Genomic DNA, 18,965 nt, shown 5'->3' with positions numbered 1-18,965 from the left:
CCGTCCTCCCGTGCCGCACGTACCGGCTGGTCCAGGCCAGGCGGAAGGGTGGATTCGGAACTGTTCGGGGGACGTGACAACATGCCGTCATGTCCTCCGCGCTGACCGATCTTTTCCCCCATCCGATCGTGCAGGCCCCCATGGCGGGCGGCGTCTCCGTGCCGACGCTTGCCGCCGCCGTGAGCGAGGCCGGTGGGCTCGGGTTCCTTGCTGCCGGGTACAAGACCGCCGACGGCATGTACCAGGAGATCAAGCAGTTGCGGGGGCTCACGGGCCGCCCCTTCGGGGTGAACCTGTTCATGCCGCAGCCGGAGTACGCGGACGCGGCTGCCGTCGATGTCTACGCCCATCAGCTGGCCGGCGAGGCGGGCTGGTACGAGAGCGAGCTGGGCGATCCCGACAGCGGGCGGGACGACGGCTACGACGCCAAGCTCGCCGTGCTGCTGGACAATCCGGTGCCCGTGGTCTCCTTCCACTTCGGCGTGCCCGGCCCCGAGGTACTGGAGTCCCTGCGGCGTGCCGGAACCTTCACCCTCGTCACCGCCACCACCGCCGACGAGGCCCTCGCCGTGCAGCGGGCCGGCGCCGACGCGGTGATCGCGCAGGGGATCGAGGCCGGCGGGCACCAGGGAACGCATCGCGACAACCCCGAGACCGACGGGACCGGGACAGGGCTCCTCTCGCTGATCGGGCAGATCCGGGAGACGGTCGCCCTCCCGATCGTCGCGGCCGGCGGCATCATGCGCGGCAGCCAGATCGCCGCCGTCCTCGCCGCGGGCGCGAGCGCGGCCCAGCTCGGCACGGCGTTCCTCGCCACCCCCGAGTCCGGTGCGAACCCCGTGCACAAGCAGGCCCTGACCAACCCGCTGTACGTCCGCACCGAGCTGACCCGCGCCTTCTCCGGGCGGCCCGCCCGCGGGCTCGTCAACCGGTTCATGCGTGAGCACGGGCCCTACGCCCCCGCCGCCTACCCGGAGGTCCACCACCTCACCTCGCCGCTGCGCAAGGCGGCCGCCAAGGCGGGCGATGCGCAGGGCATGGCGCTGTGGGCGGGACAGGGCCACCGGATGGCCCGTGAGCTGCCCGCCGGGCAGCTGGTGGAGGTGCTGGCGGCCGAACTCGACGCGGCCAGGACAGCGTTGTCGGTACGGCAGGAAGGCGGTGCGGGGCGATGACGGCTCCGGTGTTCGTGGTCGAGCACTTCGACGCGCAGGGCGGCGGACGGTACGTCCTCGACGGCCCCGAAGGGCGGCACGCGGTCTCCGTGAAGCGGCTGCGGCCCGGCGAGGATGTCATCCTCACCGACGGGGCCGGGCGCTGGGCGGACTGCGTGGTGCTGGAGACCGAGGGCAAGGACCGGCTCGTGGTGCAGATGGACTCGGTCACGGAGGAGCCCGAGGAGTCTCCCCGGATCACCGTCGTCCAGGCCCTGCCCAAGGGTGACCGCGGTGAGCTCGCCGTGGAGACCATGACCGAGGTAGGCGTCGACGCGATCGTCCCCTGGGCCGCCTCCCGCTGCATCACGCAGTGGAAGGGCGAGCGGGGTCTGAAGGCGCTCGGTAAGTGGCGGGCCACCGCCCGGGAGGCCGGCAAGCAGTCCCGGCGCGTCCGCTTCCCCGAGGTCGCCGACGCCGCAACGTCCAAGCAGGTCGCGGCACTTCTCGCCAAGGCCGACTTCGCCGCCGTACTCCATGAGAGCGGTGAGGAACCGCTGGCGGCCGTGGAGCTGCCTGCCGAGGGGGAGATCGTGCTGGTCGTCGGGCCCGAAGGGGGCGTGGCGCCGGAGGAGTTGGCGCTCTTCGAGGAGGCCGGGGCGAAGCCCTACCGGCTCGGGCCCAGTGTGCTGCGTACATCGACCGCGGGGACCGCCGCCGCGGCCCTGCTCCTCGGCCGCACCGGTCGCTGGTCCTGACACCGAAAGGGACGTGCTCCGTGGAACTCGCCCAAGTCCGGCTCCTCGTCACCGACTTCGCCGCCTGCTACGGCTTCTACGCCGATGTCCTCGGCCTCAAGCCGCAGTCGGGGACGCCGGACGGGCCGTACGAGAAGTTCAGCCCCGCCGCCGGTTCGGCGGGGATCGCCCTCCAGGACCGGGCGACGATGGCCGAACTGCTGGGCGAACTCGGCGACCCGGCCACCGGGCACCGTTCCCTGGTGGTCCTGCGCGTCGACGACCTGGACGCCTACTGCGAGCGGATCACCGCCCGCGGCGCGACCCTCGTGCACGGCCCGGCACCCCTGACCGACCGCATGCGCGTCGCCCACCTCAAGGACCCGGAGGGCAATCTGGTGGAGCTCCAGGAGTGGCTGCTGTTCGGCTGACCAGCACAGCCGGGAACAGCTCCCACCCGTCCAACTCCCCGGAGCCCGGCAGCAGTCCGCGCCGGCCCGCCTCGTCCACGAAGGCGCGTACGACACCGGGTTCGCGGAGGTTGAGCGCGGGGCCGGCGCTCTCGGCGACGAGGCCCGAGTGCCAGTAGGCGCCGCCGGAAACGATCCGGCCCTCGCCCCCCGCGAAGACGATCCGGGCGCGGACGCCGTCGAGGTTCAGGTTCAGGACCTCCCGGCAGACGTCGCCGTCCAGGTGCTCGTGCCTGACGGTCCACCAGTAGACCGTCCGCTCGTCCACGACGAGCCTTCTCGGCTTGCGGTCGTTGCGCACTCTCGAACAGTACGTCGATCGGGGCCGCGGGAGTGTTGAGTGGCCGTATGCGCCCTACCGCGGCGGCCGGGACAGTGGCAGGCTGCCCTCCATGGGGGTATTGAGGCGGATTTGGCTTCGCCCGCGCGGGGCGCGAGTGGCAGGTGCGGCGGGACTGGTCGTGGTCGCCGTGGGCGGTGCCGTCGCGTGCGACGCGGTCGGCATGAGCACCGCGTCCATCGCGTACACCACCGACCAGACCGTGACGCGGGAGCTGGAGCGCCAGAAGGCGGACGTCCAGTGGCTCACCTGCCGCGCCTCCTACGGCGACAACGGCAACGGTGCGACGCCCAGCGCGGGCGAGGAGACCGTGGCCGAGGTCGACTGCAACGGCAAGACCAAGGACGGCAAGGACATCAGCGTCGACGGCACCGTCACCCGCGCGATCGACGGCAAGTGCATCCGCGGCGACCTCACCGCCAAGGTCGACGGCAAGGAGTGGTTCCACGTCGAGGGCCTCGGCGACTGCGACGGAACGCCGTCGCCCGTCGTCGTGCCGAGCGGCGGACAGCAGCAGCCGGGCCCCACCGTCACCGTGACCGTCACCAAGACGCTGTGGTGCAAGGAGGATCCGCAGTGCTGGCCCGAGGGCAAGTGATCGAAACCCCTTACCGCGGATCACACCGCTGCGTAGGGTGATCGGGTGACGCAGCCTGCGGCCCCGGCATCGCTGCCCTCCGGGTACCTCCGTTTCCCTCATCTGCACGGCGACCTGGTCGCCTTCACCGCCGAGGACGACGTCTGGCTCGCCCCCCTCGACGGCGGACGGGCCTGGCGGGTCAGCGCGGACAACGTCCCGGTGACCGCGCCGCGCATCTCGCCCGACGGCACCACCGTCGCCTGGACCTCCACCCGCGACGGCGCGCCCGAGGTGCACATCGCCCCGGTGGACGGCGGAGCCTCCACCCGCCTGACGCACTGGGGCAGTTACACCACCCGGGTGCGCGGCTGGACCCCCGACGGGCACGTCCTCGCGACCAGCAGCCAGGGCCGGGCGAGCCGCAGCCGCACCTGGGCGCACGCCGTCCCGCTCGACGGAGGACCGGCGACGACCCTGCCGTACGGGCCCGTCGGGGGTGTGGCGTACGGGCCGCGCACCGTGCTGCTGTCCGCGGGCATGAGCCTGGAGGCGGCACGGTGGAAGCGCTATCGGGGCGGTACGGCGGGGAAGTTGTGGATCGACCCCGAGGGGGACGGGGAGTTCGTCCGGCTGCATCAGGAGCTCGACGGCAACATCGAGTACCCCGCCTGGGTGGGCGAGCGGATCGCCTTCCTCTCCGACCACGAAGGCGTGGGCGCGCTCTACTCCTCGCTCGCCGACGGGTCCGAGCTGCGCCGGCACACGCCCCTCGACGGCTTCTACGCCCGGCACGCGGCCTCCGACGGCACCCGGGTCGTGTATGCCTGCGCCGGTGAACTGTGGCTGCTCGACGACCTCGACGGGGCCGAGCCGCGCCGCCTGGACATCCGGCTCGGCGGGCAGCGCACCGACCGGCAGCCGTATCCGGTCAACGCCGCCCGCTGGTTCGGCTCCGCCGCCCCCGACCACACCGCGCGCGGCAGCGCCGTCTGTGTGCGCGGCGCCGTGCACTGGGTCACCCACCGCTCCGGCCCCACCCGCGCGCTCGCCGCCGAACCCGGCGTACGGGCTCGCAAGCCGCACACCTTCCGCGCCGAGGGCGAGGACTGGGTGGTGTGGGTGACCGATGCCGAGGGCGACGACGCCCTGGAGTTCGCCCCGGCCACCGGACTCGCCCCGGGCGCCACCCCGCGCCGGCTCGCCGCCGGGCAGCTCGGCCGCGTCCTCGACCTCGCCGTGGCACCGGACGGCAGCCGGGCCGCCGTCGCCGCGCACGACGGACGCGTGCTGCTCGTCGAGCGCGAGAGCGGCGAGGTGCGCGAGGTCGACCGCAGCGGGGACGGCGACGTGTCCGGGCTGGTGTTCTCGCCCGACTCCGCCTGGCTCGCCTGGTCGCACCCCGGCCCGCGCCCGCTGAGCCAGCTGCGCATCGCCAACACCACCGATCTGTCGGTCACCGAGGCGACCCCGCTGCGCTTCCAGGACTACGCGCCCGCCTTCACCCAGGACGGCAAGCACCTCGCCTTCCTCTCCGCGCGCTCCTTCGACCCCGTCTACGACGAGCACGTCTTCGACCTCGCCTTCGTGGTCGGCTCCCGCCCGTACCTGATCACCCTGGCCGCCACGACGACCTCGCCGTTCGGGCCGCAGCGGCACGGGCGGCCCTTCGACGCGCCGGACAAGGACGAGACGCCCGACAGCGAGGGCACCCCGACCACCCGTATCGACCTCGAAGGGCTCGCCGACCGGATCGTGCCGTTCCCGGTCGAGGCCGCCCGCTACACCGACCTGCGCGCCGCCAAGGACGGTCTGCTGTGGCTACGGCACCCCGTCACCGGCGAACTCGGCGCCTCCCGGGCCGTACCGGAGGACCCCGACCCCAAGGCCGAGCTGGAGCGCTACGACCTCGTCCAGCAGCGGGTCGAGCATCTCGCCGCCGACGCCGACCACTTCGAGGTCAGCGGCGACGGCAAGCGGGTGCTGCTGTGGACCGACGGCCGGCTCAAGGTCGTCCCCAGCGACCGGCGGGCCTCGGGCGACGAGGACAGCGACACCAACATCACCGTCGACCTCGGCCGGGTGCGGCAGACGATCGACCCGGCCGCGGAGTGGCGGCAGATGTACGAAGAGGCCGGCCGCGTCATGCGGGACCACTTCTGGCGGCCGGACATGAGCGGGGTCGACTGGGACGGCGTGCTCGACCGGTACCGGCCGGTGCTGGAGCGGGTCGCCACGCACGACGACCTCGTGGACCTGCTGTACGAGGTGCACGGCGAACTCGGCACCTCGCACGCCTACGTCGTCCCGCGCGGCGGACACGGCGGCGGGGCCCGGCAGGGGCTGCTCGGCGCCGACATCTCCCGCCGGGCGGACGGAAGTTGGCGGATCGAGCGGATCCTGCCGTCGGAGACGTCCGACCCGAAGGCCCGTGCGCCGCTCGCCGCGCCCGGGGTCGCGGCGCGGGCCGGGGACGCGATCGTCGCGGTGGGCGGGGTGCCGGTGGACCCGGTGGCCGGGCCCGGCCCGCTGCTGGTCGGCACGGCGGGGCGGCCGGTCGAGCTGACCGTGTCACCGGCCGGCGGGGGCGAGCTGCGGCACGCGGTGGTCGTTCCCGTCGCCGACGACGAGCCGTTGCGGTACCACGACTGGGTGGCCGGGCGGCGGGCGTACGTCCATGAGCGGTCCGGCGGACGGCTGGGCTATCTGCATGTGCCGGACATGCAGGCGCCCGGGTGGGCCCAGATCCACCGGGACCTGCGGGTCGAGGTGGCCCGGGAGGGGCTCGTGGTGGACGTCCGGGAGAACCGGGGCGGGCACACCTCCCAACTGGTCGTGGAGAAGCTGGCGCGGCGGATCGTGGGGTGGGCGGTGCCGCGGGGCATGCGGTCGTACAGCTATCCCGAGGACGCACCGCGCGGGCCTGTCGTCGCGGTGGCGGACGAGTTCTCCGGGTCCGACGGCGACATCGTCAACGCGGCCATCAGGGCGCTCGGGATCGGACCGGTGGTGGGGACGCGGACCTGGGGCGGCGTCATCGGCATCGACAGCCGCTACCGGCTGGTCGACGGCACGCTGATCACCCAGCCGAAGTACGCGATCTGGCTTGAGGGTTACGGCTGGGACGTGGAGAACCACGGCGTGGATCCGGACGTGGAGGTCGTGCAGCGGCCGCAGGACCATGCGGCGGGCCGGGACGCACAACTGGACGAGGCGATCAGGCTCGCGCTGGAGGCGCTGGAACAGAACCCGGCGAAGACACCACCCTCGCTGCCCTGACCGGCTCGATACGATGCCCCGTACGAGATCACCGGCGTGAAGGAGACACGCGCATGGCAGGGGAGCCGCAGGACGACTGTCTGTTCTGCAAGATCGTCGCCGGGACCATCCCGGCCACGATCGTCCGCGAGACAGAGACCACCATCGCCTTCCGGGACATCAACCCCCAGGCGCCCACCCACGTCCTGGTCATCCCCAAGGCGCACTACAAGAACGCCGCAGCCCTCGCCGCCGGCGCTCCGGAACTCACCGCCGACCTCCTGCGCGAGACGCAGGCGGTCGCCGACGAGGACAAGCTGGAGAGCTACCGCATCGTCTTCAACACCGGCAGCGGTGCCGGCCAGACCGTCTGGCACGCCCACGCGCACGTCCTCGGCGGCCGTGGCCTGGAATGGCCTCCCGGATAAGTCACCGTGTCCGTACGTGAACTGGTGGTGCTCGGCACCGCGAGCCAGGTGCCGACCCGGCACCGCAACCACAACGGCTATCTGCTGCGCTGGGACGGCGAGGGCATCCTCTTCGACCCCGGCGAGGGCACCCAGCGGCAGATGCTGCGGGCCGGAGTCGCCGCCCACGACCTCAACCGGATCTGCGTCACGCACTTCCACGGGGACCACTCGCTCGGCCTCGCCGGGGTCATCCAGCGCATCAACCTCGACAAGGTGCCGCACGAGGTGACCGCGCACTACCCGAAGTCCGGGCAGCGCTTCTTCGATCGTCTGCGGTACGCCACCGCCTACCGCGAGACCGTCGACCTCCGGCAGGCACCGGTCGCCCAGGACGGCGTGATCGCCTCCGGCGGCGCGTACACGCTGGAGGCCCGCAAGCTCTCGCACCCCGTCGAGTCCTACGGCTATCGCGTCGTCGAACCCGACGGCCGCCGCATGCTGCCCGAACGGCTCGCCGCGCTCGGCATCAAGGGCCCGGACGTCGGCCGGATCCAGCGCGAGGGCTCCCTGCGTGGTGTCTCGCTGGACGAGGTCAGCGAGGCGCGTCGCGGGCAGCGGTTCGCGTTCGTCATGGACACCCGGCTGTGCGACGGCGTGCACGCCCTCGCCGAGGGCTGCGACATGCTCGTCATCGAGTCGACCTTCCTCGACGAGGACGTCGACCTCGCGGTCGAGCACGGCCACCTCACCGCCGGACAGGCGGCACGGGCGGCGCGGGACGCGGGCGTACGGCATCTGGTGCTCACGCACTTCAGCCAGCGCTACAGCGAGCCCGAGGAGTTCGAACGGCAGGCGCGGGCGGCCGGGTTCGAGGGCGAGCTGACGGTGGCGCACGATCTGCTCCGGGTGCCGGTTCCGAAGCGTCGGTGAAACGCCCGTACGATGCTTTGATGCCCCTCCCGAAAGCTGAACTGCACCTCCATATCGAAGGCACTCTGGAGCCGGAGCTCGCCTTCGAGCTGGCCGCCCGCAACGGCGTCGAGCTGCCGTACGCGGACACCGACGAGCTCCGTAAGGCCTACCGGTTCGAGGACCTCCAGTCCTTCCTGAACCTGTACTACGAACTGATGGCGGTGCTGCGCACCGAGCGGGACTTCGAGGACCTCGCCGACGCCTACCTCGCCCGCGCCGCCGCGCAGGGCGTGCGGCACGCGGAGATCTTCTTCGACCCGCAGGCCCACCTCGCCCGGGGCGTCGCCATGGGCACGGTCGTCGAGGGGCTCTCCCGCGCGCTGGAGCGCAGCGAGGAGCGGCACGGCATCTCCACCCAGCTGATCATGTGCTTCCTGCGGGACGAGTCGGCCGAGTCGGCCATGCAGACCCTCGACGCCGCCCGCCCCTACCTCGACCGGATCGTCGGCGTCGGTCTCGACTCCGCCGAGGTCGGCCATCCGCCGGTGAAGTTCCGCGAGGTCTACGAGGCCGCCGCGGAGCTCGGGCTGCGTCGGGTGGCGCACGCCGGTGAGGAGGGGCCGCCGGAGTACATCACCGAGGCCCTGGACGTGCTCGGCGTCGAGCGGATCGACCACGGGCTGCGCTGCATGGAGTCGCCCGAGCTGGTGGAGCGGCTGGTCCGGGAGCGGGTGCCGCTGACGTTGTGCCCGCTGTCCAACGTCCGGCTGCGGACCGTCGACGTGCTTGCCGAGCATCCGCTGCCGGCGATGCTGGAGGCGGGGCTGATGTGCACGGTCAACTCCGACGACCCTGCCTACTTCGGCGGGTACGCGGGGGACAATTTCCACGCAGTGCGTGAGGCGCTGGGCCTGGGGGAGGAGCAGCTGCGGGAGCTGGCCCGGAACTCGTTCCTGGCGAGCTTCTTGGAGCATGACGAGGAGCGGCGGGCTCGGTATCTCGCGGAGGTCGAGGCGTACGAGTTCTAGGCCGCCGTTGCCTTGTCGTAGGCGTGCGTTTCCACCGCGATTTCCACCACCGGCAGTGAACGCCTTCCCGCGGTCATCGCCACCACCGTCATCGGCACCGCCACCACCAGCAACCCCGCCGCCAGCACCGCCCCCATCGTGGGGAAGCCCGCCCGGGCAGCCAGCACACTGCCCGTCAGCGGGCCCGCCGCCGTGCCCAGCGAGGACGCCGAGCCGACCAGGACCGCCCAGCGGCCCCGGCCGTCGAGGGAGGCGGCGAGGCCGATGACGTACGAGAGAACGATCGGGTAGAGCGCGTTCCAGGTGATCTCGCCGGTGGCGAAGGTGGTCAGGTCGGTCGCGGACGCGCTCACCGCGATGCAGGCGGCGATGACTGCCGTACCGACGCCTATGGGGACGGCGAGCCCGAGCCGGGGGCCCAGTGCGCTCGCCACCACGACGCCGACCAGTCCGGCGCCCAGGGCGATCGCGAACACCGCGCCCACCGTGACCTCGCTCAGGTGCGCCTGGGTGAGGCCGATCCGGCCGCTGACGCCCCACAGGGAGTTCTGCGCGAGCGACCAGCACATCAGGGCGGCGGCGAGGACGAGGCCGGAGCGGGGGTGGGGCAGCGGGTCCGTTTCGCGGAGGGCGCGGTCGGTGGCCGTGGCGGGGGAGAGCCGCGCGGTCAGCGGCCAGACGGCCAGGGCCGTGAGCGCGATCGCCGCGAGCGGCAGGCCGTGACCGGGGCCGAGGTGCGGCACCGTCAGATACACCGCGCCCGCGAGGGCGGAGACGCCGAGCAGGCCGAACGTGGTCGTGCGGTGGGGGTTGGGCTGGGCGGCGATCCCGGTCGCGGCGACCGCCGTTGCCGTACCGGAGCCGAAGCCGCCGACGACGGTGCCCGCGACGACCGCGGGGACGGAGTGGGTGAGCGCGGCCCCGCCGTAGCCGAGGGCGGCGAGCGTGAGGCCGAGGCGGGCCAGGGTGCGCGGGCCGACGCGGTCCACGCGGGAGGCCAGCAGGAATCCCGCCGAGGCCGAACTCAGCAGCAGGGCACTGCCGATGGCCCCGGCCTGGGTGGCGGTGAGAGGGAGTCCCGAGTCGAGCCTGCCGACGGTGGTCGGGAGCAGGTACGGGGCTAGGTACCCGGCCGTGAAAAGGGCGACGAGGGGCCAGGGCAGGGTGGTGCGGGCGGACACGGGCGTTCCCAGGGCATGCGAAAGAAGCGGCTCAAAAGGGGGATTGGGCGACGACCGTCGACGGACAGGAACGCGCGGGCAATTTGTATCAAGCGGGGGCAGGCGGGAAGAAGGGGAGGGGGTGTGATCCGGCTCACGCTTTGTTTGGCGTCCGTGAAGCCGGGTAGACGCGGCGGCTAGCGCCAGTGCACGGACCCGCCGCCGGACGGCACCACCGCCTCGATCTTCGCCCGGATCTCCCGCATCACGGCCACGATCTGCGCCTCGTGCGCGGGCGTCAGCCGGGCCACCGGCACCGAGCAGCTGATCGCGTCCTCGGCGGGGGAGTCGTAGCGCAGGGCGAAGCCGAAGCCGACGATGCCCGTCACGCCCTCCTCGCGGTCGACGGAGTAGCCGCGTGCGCGGATGGCGGCGAGGTCGGCCGCCAGGGAGGCGCGGTCGGTGTGGCTGTTGGGGGTGAGCGCCTCGTACGGGCCCTCGGGGAGGTCGTCGTCGGGGCGTTCGGCCAGCAGCGCCTTGCCCAGGGCGCCCACGTGCGCGGGCAGCCGGCGGCCCACGCGGCTGATCGTGCGCAGGTACTCGTGGGACTCGCGGGTCGCCAGGTAGGCCACGTCCCGGCCGTCGAGGCGGCCCAGGTGGATCGTCTCGCCGAGCGCCTCGGACGCCTCGTCGAGATACGGGCGTACGACGCGGACGCGGGGGTCGGAGTCGAGGTAGGCGGTGCCGGTGAGCAGGGCGTGGATGCCGATGCCGTAGAGGGAGCCGGTGACGTCGGTGCGGACCCAGCCGCGGGAGATCAGGGTCTGCAGCAGCGCGTACATGGAGCTGCGCGGGACTTCCAGCTCGTCCGCCAGCTCCTGGAGGCGGGCCGGGCGGTCGCCGCGGGCGGCGAGGAGTTCCAGCAGCTCGACGGTGCGTGCGGCCGACTTCACTTCGCGGACGCCGCCTGCTTCCGAGTGGCCGCCCCCTGTCTCTGACATGCGCCGATCGTAAACGGGCGGGGCGGCGCCATTGACGGTCGTCGTTCGTGTACCTAGCCTCGATTTTCATATATGGATTGCGTCTACATAGGGAGATGGGTGTGGGTACCGACACGGCCCGGCGGCTCCGGGACGGCATGGCGCGCGGCGTGCTGTCGTTCCCGCTCACGAGCTTCCACGAGGACGGCTCCCTCGACCCGGACGGCTTCCGCGCCCATGTCGCGGCGCAGATCGCCACCGGGCCCGGCGCCGTCTTCCCCGCCTGCGGCACCGGGGAGTTCTTCTCGCTGGACGAGGACGAGTACCGCACGGTCGTCACCATCGCCGTCGAGGAGGCGGGCGGACGCCTGCCCGTCGTCGCCGGCACCGGCTACGGCTGGGCCCAGGCCCTGCGGTTCGCGCGCATCGCCGAGGAGGCCGGCGCCGACGCCTTGCTGGTGCTGCCGCACTACCTCGTCGCCGCACCGCAGGACGGCCTCGTGCGTCAGGTGGAGCGGATCGCCGCGGGCACCCGGCTGCCGCTGATCGCCTACCAGCGCGGTCAGGTCGCCTTCACCGCCGACTCGCTGAAGCGCCTTGCCCGCATCCCGAACCTCATCGGGCTCAAGGACGGCCACAGCGACCTCGACCGGCTCCAGCGCCTCACCCTCGCCGCCCCCGAGGACTTCCTGTTCTTCAACGGCGCCGCCACCGCCGAGATCCAGGCCCGCGCCTACGCCGCCGTCGGCGTCCCCGCCTACTCCTCCGCCGTCCACGCCTTCGCGCCCGAGATCGCGGACGCCTTCTTCGCCGCCCTGCGCGACGGCGACGACAAGGTCGTGGAGCGGCTGCTGCGCGACTTCTACGTCCCGCTCGTCGAACTCCGTGACCGGCAGCCCGGATACGCCGTGTCCCTGGTGAAGGCGGCGGCCCGGCTGCGCGGCCGCCCGGTGGGACCCGTGCGCGCCCCGCTGGCCGACCCCTCGGCCGCCGACCTGGCCGACCTGAGGAACCTTCTGACCGCCGGACTCGATCTCGTAGGAGCCTCGCTGTGAACCTCGCCATCGCCGACGTCCGGCTCACCCCGATCCTGATCGCCGACCCGCCGCTGCTCAACACGCAGGGCGTGCACCAGCCGTACACGCCCCGGCTGATCGTGGAGGTCGTGACCGCCGACGGGATCACCGGCGTCGGCGAGACCTACGGCGACACCAAGTACCTGGAGCTGGCCCGGCCCTTCGCCACGAAGCTGATCGGGCGTCAGGTGCACGACCTCAACGGGCTGTTCACCGTCGCGGACGAGGTCGCCGTGGACTCCGCGCGGGTCGACGAGCAGGTCGACGTCGGCGGGCTGCGCGGTGTCCAGACCGCCGACAAGCTGCGGCTGTCCGTGGTCTCCGGGTTCGAGGTGGCGTGTCTGGACGCGTGGGGCAAGGCGGCCGGGCTGCCCGTGCACGCGCTGCTCGGCGGCAAGGTGCGGGACACGGTCGAGTACAGCGCCTACCTCTTCTACAAGTGGGCCGGCCACCCCGAGGGCGTGGCGGCCGAGCAGGACGACTGGGGTGCCGCCGTCGACCCGGCCGGAGTCGTGGCACAGGCGCGGAAGTTCACCGAGCGGTACGGCTTCACCTCCTTCAAGCTCAAGGGCGGTGTCTTCCCGCCCGAGGAGGAGATCGCCGCCGTACGCGCGCTCGCCGAGGCGTTCCCCGGGCATCCGCTGCGGCTCGACCCCAACGGCGCCTGGAGCGTGGAGACTTCGCTGGCCGTCGCCAAGGAGCTCGGTGACGTCCTCGAATACCTGGAGGACCCCGCGCTCGGCACCCCCGCCATGGCCGAGGTCGCCGCCGGCACCGACGTACCGCTGGCCACCAACATGTGCGTGACGACGTTCGCCGAGATCAAGGAGGCGTTCACCCGCGACGCCGTCCAGGTCGTCCTCTCCGACCACCACTACTGGGGCGGACTGCGCAACACCCAGCAACTCGCCGCCATCTGCCGCACGTTCGGCGTCGGGGTCTCCATGCACTCCAACACCCACCTGGGGATCAGCCTCGCCGCGATGACCCACGTCGCGTCCACCGTCCCCGATCTCCATCACGCCTGCGACTCCCACTACCCCTGGCAGTCGGAGGACGTGCTCACCGAGCGCCTGCGGTTCGAGTCCGGCAGGGTCACCGTCTCCGACGCGCCCGGCCTCGGTGTCGAACTCGACCACGACAAGCTGCGGTTCCTGCACCAACGCTGGCTCGACGACGACGGCACACTGCGCGACCGCGACGACGCGGCCGCGATGCGGGTCACCGACCCCGACTGGGTCACGCCGTCCGTGCCGCGCTGGTAGGCGGCGAGGGTGTCGCCGGTGCCGCGATGACCGGATCCGTACGCGTCCGGGGAAGGCGCCCGGGGCCGCCGGGACGGAGGTGACACCGGGCGCGGCGCGGACCGTACGCGCGGGACCTGCGACAACCTGACGCGACGGGCGGTCGCGGAGTGACGGGCGGCGTGTTGTCAGTGGCGTGGTGCACACTGGCCTGATCCGCACCACGTCAGGGAGCGCACCGTGATCGCGTCCGCCTCGTCCACCGGAAAGGGACCGTCCTCCGTCGCAGGGGGCCCGCTGTGTCCGGACCAGGTCGACCCCCTGGCCGCGCTGCGCACGCCCCTCGACCCGCCCGTGGACGTCTATCTCACGGGCACCGTCTTCCTCGACATCATCTTCACCGGGCTCGACTCCGCTCCGGTGCGCGGGACCGAGTCCTGGGCGCGCGGAATGGGGTCGAGCCCCGGTGGCGTGGCGAACATGGCGACGGCCCTGGCCCGCCTGGGCCTGCGGACCTCACTCGCGGCGGCCTTCGGCGACGACCACTACGGCGAGTACTGCTGGGACGCGCTGGAACAGGGCGAGGGCATCGACCTCACCCCGTCGCGCACGGTCCCCGGCTGGCACTCCTCGGTCACCGTCTCGATGGCGTACGAGGGCGAGCGCACGATGGTCTCCCACGGCCACGAGCCGCCCCCGGAGGAGCCCGCCCCCGACTGCCCGCCCCGCGCGCGTGCCGCCGTCGCGTCCCTGGAGCCGGGGAAGCGGGCGCCGTGGATCGCGCAGGCCGCGGCGAAGGGCGCGCGGATCTTCGGCGACGTCGGCTGGGACGACACCGGGGCGTGGGACCTGGCGGGGCTCGCCGACCTCGAACACTGCGAGGCGTTCCTGCCGAACGCCGAGGAGGCGATGCGCTACACCGGCACGACCTGCCCGCGCGAGGCGGCACACCGGCTGACCGAGCATGTGCCGCTGGCCGTGGTCACCCTCGGCGCGGAGGGCGCGTACGCGGTGGACCGGCGGACCGGGGAGACCGCGGAGGTCCCGGCGATCGCCGTGGAGGCCCTCGACCCCACCGGCGCCGGGGACGTCTTCGTCGCCGGCTTCGTCACCGGCACCCTGGCCGACTGGCCCCTCGCCGACAGACTCGCCTTCGCCGGCCTCACCGCCGCACTCTCCGTCCAGGAGTTCGGCGGCTCACTCTCCGCACCCGGCTGGGCCGAGATCGGCGCATGGTGGCGCCGCATCCAGTCCTACGAGGAGCAGGATCCGGCGGCGCTGCAGAGGTACGCGTTCCTGGAGGCCCTGGTTCCGGAGGAGCTGGCACGGCCGTGGCCGCTGAGGCGGGCGGTGCCGACGATCGGGTTCCGCAGGTCGGCGTGAAACAGGCGCGGCCGGGCCCACCTGGCGGGGGCAGGGGAGGCAGTCTCCGCGGGTGGTGAGGGCAGCGCTCGTTGGGCCTACTCGGCGGGGTGCAGGGGAGGCAGTCCCCGCGGGTGGTGAAGGCAGTGCTTGCTGGGCCTACTCGGCGGGGTGCAGGGGACGCAGTCCCCGCCGGGGTCCAGGGGCGGAGCCCCTGGCAGGGGCTGAAGGGGACGGAGTCCCCTGGGGGTGGGACGGGTAAGGGCGGCGGGGGCGAGGAAAACCCTCAGAACCCCAGCCGCCGCAGCTGCTTCGGGTCCCGCTGCCAGTCTTTTGCGACCTTGACGTGCAGGTCCAGGAAGACCGGCGTCCCGAGGAGCGCCTCGATCTGCTTGCGGGACTTGATGCCGACGTCCTTGAGGCGCTTGCCCTTGGGGCCGATGATGATGCCCTTCTGGCTGGGGCGCTCGATGTAGACGTTGGCGTGGATGTCGAGGAGGGGCTTGTCCGCGGGCCGGTCCTCGCGCGGCAGCATCTCCTCGACCACGACCGCGATGGAGTGCGGCAGCTCGTCGCGCACACCCTCCAGCGCCGCCTCGCGGATCAGCTCGGCGATCATGACCTGCTCCGGCTCGTCGGTCAGGTCGCCCTCGGGGTAGAGCGCCGGCCCCTCCGGCAGTAGCGGGACCAGCAGATCGGCCAGCAGGTCCACCTGCTTGCCCGCGGTCGCCGACACCGGCACGATCTCCGCCCAGGTGATCCCCAGCTCCCTGCCCAGCTGGTCGATGGCGATCAGCTGCTCGGCGAGGGCCTTGGAGTCCACCAGGTCGGTCTTGGTGACGATCGCGACCTTCGGCGTCTTCTTGATCCCGGCCAGTTCCTTGGCGATGAACCGGTCACCGGGGCCGATCTTCTCGTTCGCCGGCAGACAGAAACCGATCACGTCGACCTCGGCCCACGTCGTGCGCACGACGTCGTTCAGCCGCTCGCCCAGCAGCGTGCGCGGCTTGTGCAGACCAGGGGTGTCGACCAGGATCAGCTGGGCGTCCTCCCGGTGCACGATGCCCCGCACGGTGTGCCGGGTCGTCTGCGGCTGGTTGGCGGTGATCGCCACCTTCTGCCCGACCAGAGCGTTCGTCAGGGTGGACTTGCCCGCGTTGGGCCGCCCCACGAAGCAGGCGAAGCCGGCCCGGTGGAGTTCCTCGGCCGGCTGCTGGGATGACTGGCTACGAACGCTCATGGCGTTCATTGTCCCTGATCCACAGGACCCCGCCGTACAACCGTCCGCACACCCCCGCCACGGTGAGTTTCCGGAAACCCCCGTGCAATGAAACGCCCCCGAAACACATCGGTACACGACCGGAAACGCACGCCGGTGAATCTCTGACGAGCCCCCACCCCGTTGGAGACGACACGTGACGACCGTGACCCTCGCCGCTCAAGGCATCGACACCGGCGACACCGCCTGGCTGCTCGCCGCCACCGCCCTCGTCCTGCTGATGACCCCGGGCCTGGCCCTGTTCTACGGCGGCATGGTCCGCACGAAGAGCGTCCTCAACATGCTGATGATGAGCTTCGTGTCGATCGCCCTGGTCACGGTGGTGTGGCTGGCGGCCGGCTACTCCCTCGCGTTCGGCGAGGACGCGGCCGCGGGCCTGATCGGCGGCCTCGACCACCTCGGCATGTCCGGCATCGGCCCGGACAGCGTCCAGGGCACGGTCCCCACCGTTCTCTTCGCCACCTTCCAGCTCACCTTCGCGATCATCACGGCGGCCCTGATCAGCGGCGCGATCGCCGACCGCGCGAAGTTCGGCGCCTGGCTGGTCTTCGTCCCGCTGTGGGCGCTGCTCGTATACGTTCCGGTCGCGCACTGGACCTGGGGCCCGGGCGGCTGGATTCTCACCCACCTCGGCGCACTGGACTTCGCGGGCGGCCTCCCGGTCGAGATCACCTCCGGCGCCTCGGGACTTGCCCTGTGCCTGGTCCTGGGACCGCGGCTCGGATTCAAGAAGGACGCCATGAGGCCGCACAACCTGCCCATGGTCATGCTGGGCGCCGGTCTCCTCTGGTTCGGCTGGTTCGGCTTCAACGCGGGCTCGGCCCTCGGCGCCAACGGCCTCGCGGCCGCCGCCTTCCTCAACACCCTCGCCGCCGGCTGCACCGGCCTGCTGGGCTGGCTCTTCGTGGAGCAGAAGCGCGACGGCCACCCGACCACCCTGGGCGCCGCGTCCGGCGCGGTCGCGGGACTGGTCGCCATCACCCCGTCCTGCGGCTCGGTCTCCCTGCTCGGCGCCCTGGTCGTCGGCCTCGCCGCCGGCATCGTCTGCTCCTACGCCGTGAGCTGGAAGTTCAAGCTCAACTACGACGACTCCCTGGACGTCGTCGGCGTCCACCTGGTCGGCGGTGTCATCGGCACCCTCCTGATCGGCGTCTTCGCCGTCGAGTCGATGACCGGCGGCACCGAGGGCCTCCTCTACGGCGGCGGACTCGCGCAGCTCGGCAAGCAGCTGGTGGCCGTGGTCGCCGTGGCGGCGTACGCCTTCGCCGTCACCTACGGCCTCGGCAAGCTGCTGGACAGGACGCTCGGCTTCCGGGCGAGCGAGGACCAGGAGCACACCGGCCTGGACCTTACGGTGCACGCCGAGACGGCATACGATCACGGCGTCCTGGGCCACGGCGCCCCGGTCAGCTCCTCCGTCGTCCCCTCCGCCCAGAAGGTCAAGAGCCAGGCATGAAGCTCATCACCGCGATCGTCAAGCCCTACCGCCTCGACGAGGTGAAGTCGGCCCTCCAGGAGCTCGGCGTGCACGGTCTGACCGTGACCGAGGCCAGCGGCTACGGCCGTCAGCGCGGCCACACCGAGGTGTACCGGGGCGCCGAGTACCAGGTCGACCTGGTGCCCAAGGTCCGCATCGAGGTCGTCGTCGAGGACGCGGACAGCGACGCCGTCATCGACGCGATCGTGAAGGCCGCGCAGACCGGCAAGATCGGCGACGGCAAGGTCTGGGCGCTGCCCGTCGAGACCGTCGTACGGGTCCGGACGGGCGAGCGCGGCCCCGACGCGCTCTGAGAGCCGCGCTCACCCGTGCGCCTTTGACCGAAAGGTCAGTCGAAGACGAACGGGCCCGGCGACTGCGGCCCGGTCGCCGTGCACGTGATGGTGATGCCGAAGACGGTCATCGTCAGCGAGCCGCCGTAGGCCTCCAGGCTGTCGCCGGGGGCCACGGTGCCGCTGAGCGGGCCGACCTGGACGGGGTCACCGGCGGCCATCGCCGGGTTCTCCGTGCCGGAGAAGACGGTGGTGCCGCCGCCCGCCTTCACCAGGGTGAGGGTGGAGGCGATGGAGTCCTCCGCGAGCGCGACAGGCGCGGTGATCGCGGAGGAGTTGAGGGTCATCGTGGCGGCCGTGCCGTCCTGGGTGGCCGTGAGCGTTGCCTCACCGCCACCGAAGAAGCCGCAGTCCGCGGTGATCGTCGCCGTGCTGGGGGACACGGCGACAGCGGCGGGTGCGAGGACGAGTCCGGTCAGGGCGAGCGTGCCGACCGCGAGTGCCGCACCGGTTGATAAGCGTGTGCCTCTCATGGGGTTCCGGATCCCTTCGGGTGTGGGGGGACCGACGGCCCGTCCTCGGCAGGTGGGTGCGGACACACTGCGGGAGGGCCGAATCTGACGGTCCGTCGGAACTTACGGTCCCATTGATGCGCGAGAGGCCAGGCGCGGCAAGGATGAATTCCGGACGACTCCGAAAGCCCTTTCTGTCCGCTTCAGCCCGCGGTGACCGTCTGCCGCACGGTCCCGTCGGGTCCGGCCAGCAGCACCGGCGTCCCGGCCCCGCCCAGATCCCCTACCGCCGCCAGATCCTCCGCCGACACGTTCTCCGCCTCCGTCACGACCGCCGCCGCCTCCAGCGACTTCGCCCCGGACGCCACGGCCATCGCCACGGCGGTCCGCAGCGCGCTCAGCTTCAGCGAGTCCAGGGCCACGGTGCCGGCGACATAGGTACGGCCGGTCTCGTCACGGACGGCCGCGCCCTCGGGTACACCATTGCGGGCGCGGGCCGAGCGGGCCAGGGTGACGATCTTGCGGTCCTCGGGGTCGAGGGCGTTGGTGTCGGTCATGGGTCGAGGATACGTAGGCGGACGCGCATGCCCCCGTCCTGGGGCCCGCCGGCTCCCGCACGACAGGCCCGAGACGCGGATCTAGAGTGGAACCAGCAACGCATGGGAAGGGCGGCAGCTCATGAGTGTGGTTGCGAGA

19 protein-coding genes are annotated in these 18,965 nt (G+C 72.2%); 13 read left to right on the top strand and 6 right to left on the bottom strand.

The window, feature by feature from the left end; all coding sequences use genetic code 11:
• Window positions 1–89: 89 nt before the first annotated feature.
• From AB0Q90_RS19060 to AB0Q90_RS19050, 3 genes are read left to right on the top strand one after another with little or no spacing between them, the layout of a single operon-like run.
• The gene (locus AB0Q90_RS19060; RefSeq protein WP_363160179.1) at window positions 90–1,175 is read left to right on the top strand and encodes a nitronate monooxygenase; all 1,086 of its coding nucleotides are present in this window, start codon (window positions 90–92) and stop codon (window positions 1,173–1,175) included.
• Entirely contained in the window at window positions 1,172–1,912 is a 741-nt protein-coding gene (locus tag AB0Q90_RS19055; RefSeq protein WP_363160178.1) for a 16S rRNA (uracil(1498)-N(3))-methyltransferase, read from the top strand. Before AB0Q90_RS19060 ends, AB0Q90_RS19055 begins: the two co-directional genes overlap by 4 nt.
• Window positions 1,913–1,932: 20 nt before the next feature.
• Window positions 1,933–2,322, top strand: coding sequence for a VOC family protein (locus AB0Q90_RS19050; protein WP_363160177.1), 390 nt, complete (start codon window positions 1,933–1,935; stop codon window positions 2,320–2,322).
• Here AB0Q90_RS19050 and AB0Q90_RS19045 read toward each other — a convergent pair.
• A complete protein-coding gene (locus tag AB0Q90_RS19045) occupies window positions 2,267–2,662 on the bottom strand; it encodes a hypothetical protein (RefSeq protein ID WP_363160176.1) in 396 nt (131 codons plus the stop codon). The two genes, AB0Q90_RS19050 and AB0Q90_RS19045, sit on opposite strands and share 56 nt — an antisense overlap.
• Window positions 2,663–2,753: 91 nt before the next feature.
• Between AB0Q90_RS19045 and AB0Q90_RS19040 the strand changes: the two genes are divergently transcribed.
• The 5 genes from AB0Q90_RS19040 to AB0Q90_RS19020 are packed head-to-tail and all read left to right on the top strand — an operon-like array spanning window position 2,754 to window position 8,886.
• Entirely contained in the window at window positions 2,754–3,299 is a 546-nt protein-coding gene (locus AB0Q90_RS19040; RefSeq protein ID WP_363160175.1) for a hypothetical protein, read from the top strand.
• A gap of 45 nt (window positions 3,300–3,344) precedes the next feature.
• The gene (locus tag AB0Q90_RS19035) at window positions 3,345–6,557 is read left to right on the top strand and encodes a S41 family peptidase (protein WP_363160174.1); all 3,213 of its coding nucleotides are present in this window, start codon (window positions 3,345–3,347) and stop codon (window positions 6,555–6,557) included.
• 53 nt (window positions 6,558–6,610) lie between these two features.
• A complete protein-coding gene (locus AB0Q90_RS19030; RefSeq protein ID WP_363160173.1) occupies window positions 6,611–6,964 on the top strand; it encodes a histidine triad nucleotide-binding protein in 354 nt (117 codons plus the stop codon).
• A 6-nt stretch (window positions 6,965–6,970) separates the two neighbouring features.
• A complete protein-coding gene (locus AB0Q90_RS19025) occupies window positions 6,971–7,876 on the top strand; it encodes a ribonuclease Z (protein WP_363160172.1) in 906 nt (301 codons plus the stop codon).
• Between the two features lie 20 nt (window positions 7,877–7,896).
• Window positions 7,897–8,886, top strand: coding sequence for an adenosine deaminase (locus tag AB0Q90_RS19020; RefSeq protein ID WP_363160171.1), 990 nt, complete (start codon window positions 7,897–7,899; stop codon window positions 8,884–8,886).
• Here the strand turns inward: AB0Q90_RS19020 and AB0Q90_RS19015 are convergent.
• The gene (locus AB0Q90_RS19015) at window positions 8,883–10,067 is read right to left on the bottom strand and encodes an MFS transporter (RefSeq protein ID WP_363160170.1); all 1,185 of its coding nucleotides are present in this window, start codon (window positions 10,065–10,067) and stop codon (window positions 8,883–8,885) included. The two genes, AB0Q90_RS19020 and AB0Q90_RS19015, sit on opposite strands and share 4 nt — an antisense overlap.
• Window positions 10,068–10,243: 176 nt before the next feature.
• Window positions 10,244–11,047: an IclR family transcriptional regulator gene (locus AB0Q90_RS19010; RefSeq protein ID WP_363160169.1), complete on the bottom strand. Its 804-nt coding sequence runs from the start codon at window positions 11,045–11,047 to the stop codon at window positions 10,244–10,246.
• Between the two features lie 95 nt (window positions 11,048–11,142).
• Between AB0Q90_RS19010 and AB0Q90_RS19005 the strand changes: the two genes are divergently transcribed.
• From AB0Q90_RS19005 to AB0Q90_RS18995, 3 genes are all read left to right on the top strand, one after another.
• Entirely contained in the window at window positions 11,143–12,081 is a 939-nt protein-coding gene (locus AB0Q90_RS19005; protein WP_363160168.1) for a 5-dehydro-4-deoxyglucarate dehydratase, read from the top strand.
• Complete coding sequence (locus AB0Q90_RS19000; RefSeq protein ID WP_363160167.1) at window positions 12,078–13,367, top strand: glucarate dehydratase family protein; 1,290 nt, start codon at window positions 12,078–12,080, stop codon at window positions 13,365–13,367. Before AB0Q90_RS19005 ends, AB0Q90_RS19000 begins: the two co-directional genes overlap by 4 nt.
• A gap of 276 nt (window positions 13,368–13,643) precedes the next feature.
• Window positions 13,644–14,729 (top strand): PfkB family carbohydrate kinase, encoded by a 1,086-nt coding sequence (locus AB0Q90_RS18995; protein ID WP_363160361.1) that lies wholly within the window; start codon window positions 13,644–13,646, stop codon window positions 14,727–14,729.
• Between the two features lie 265 nt (window positions 14,730–14,994).
• Here AB0Q90_RS18995 and era read toward each other — a convergent pair whose 3' ends face one another.
• Window positions 14,995–15,948, bottom strand: coding sequence for a GTPase Era (era, locus tag AB0Q90_RS18990; protein ID WP_363160166.1), 954 nt, complete (start codon window positions 15,946–15,948; stop codon window positions 14,995–14,997).
• Between the two features lie 184 nt (window positions 15,949–16,132).
• Between era and AB0Q90_RS18985 the strand changes: the two genes are divergently transcribed.
• Both AB0Q90_RS18985 and AB0Q90_RS18980 read left to right on the top strand, forming a co-directional pair.
• Window positions 16,133–17,443, top strand: a complete 1,311-nt coding sequence (locus AB0Q90_RS18985; protein WP_363160360.1) for an ammonium transporter — start codon at window positions 16,133–16,135, stop codon at window positions 17,441–17,443.
• A complete protein-coding gene (locus AB0Q90_RS18980; protein ID WP_363160165.1) occupies window positions 17,440–17,778 on the top strand; it encodes a P-II family nitrogen regulator in 339 nt (112 codons plus the stop codon). The genes AB0Q90_RS18985 and AB0Q90_RS18980 overlap by 4 nt, the downstream gene beginning before the upstream one ends.
• A gap of 35 nt (window positions 17,779–17,813) precedes the next feature.
• Here AB0Q90_RS18980 and AB0Q90_RS18975 read toward each other — a convergent pair whose 3' ends face one another.
• Both AB0Q90_RS18975 and AB0Q90_RS18970 read right to left on the bottom strand, forming a co-directional pair.
• The gene (locus tag AB0Q90_RS18975) at window positions 17,814–18,290 is read right to left on the bottom strand and encodes a hypothetical protein (RefSeq protein ID WP_363160164.1); all 477 of its coding nucleotides are present in this window, start codon (window positions 18,288–18,290) and stop codon (window positions 17,814–17,816) included.
• Window positions 18,291–18,472: 182 nt separating this feature from the next.
• The gene (locus AB0Q90_RS18970) at window positions 18,473–18,826 is read right to left on the bottom strand and encodes a cytidine deaminase (protein WP_363160163.1); all 354 of its coding nucleotides are present in this window, start codon (window positions 18,824–18,826) and stop codon (window positions 18,473–18,475) included.
• Window positions 18,827–18,965: the final 139 nt, after the last annotated feature.

The organism is Streptomyces sp. NPDC079141, assembly GCF_040686775.1.
In the GTDB taxonomy this organism is placed as follows: domain Bacteria; phylum Actinomycetota; class Actinomycetes; order Streptomycetales; family Streptomycetaceae; genus Streptomyces.
This window is presented reverse-complemented; position numbering and strand designations above follow the sequence as displayed.

Coding starts and splice junctions, on each gene's coding strand:
- AB0Q90_RS19060 (WP_363160179.1), top strand. CDS start 90: ATGTCCTCCGCGCTGACCGATCTTTTCCCCCATCCGATCGTGCAGGCC.
- AB0Q90_RS19055 (WP_363160178.1), top strand. CDS start 1,172: ATGACGGCTCCGGTGTTCGTGGTCGAGCACTTCGACGCGCAGGGCGGC.
- AB0Q90_RS19040 (WP_363160175.1), top strand. CDS start 2,754: ATGGGGGTATTGAGGCGGATTTGGCTTCGCCCGCGCGGGGCGCGAGTG.
- AB0Q90_RS19030 (WP_363160173.1), top strand. CDS start 6,611: ATGGCAGGGGAGCCGCAGGACGACTGTCTGTTCTGCAAGATCGTCGCC.
- AB0Q90_RS19020 (WP_363160171.1), top strand. CDS start 7,897: ATGCCCCTCCCGAAAGCTGAACTGCACCTCCATATCGAAGGCACTCTG.
- AB0Q90_RS19010 (WP_363160169.1), bottom strand. CDS start 11,047: ATGTCAGAGACAGGGGGCGGCCACTCGGAAGCAGGCGGCGTCCGCGAA.
- AB0Q90_RS19005 (WP_363160168.1), top strand. CDS start 11,143: ATGGGTGTGGGTACCGACACGGCCCGGCGGCTCCGGGACGGCATGGCG.
- era (WP_363160166.1), bottom strand. CDS start 15,948: ATGAGCGTTCGTAGCCAGTCATCCCAGCAGCCGGCCGAGGAACTCCAC.
- AB0Q90_RS18980 (WP_363160165.1), top strand. CDS start 17,440: ATGAAGCTCATCACCGCGATCGTCAAGCCCTACCGCCTCGACGAGGTG.
- AB0Q90_RS18975 (WP_363160164.1), bottom strand. CDS start 18,290: ATGAGAGGCACACGCTTATCAACCGGTGCGGCACTCGCGGTCGGCACG.
- AB0Q90_RS18970 (WP_363160163.1), bottom strand. CDS start 18,826: ATGACCGACACCAACGCCCTCGACCCCGAGGACCGCAAGATCGTCACC.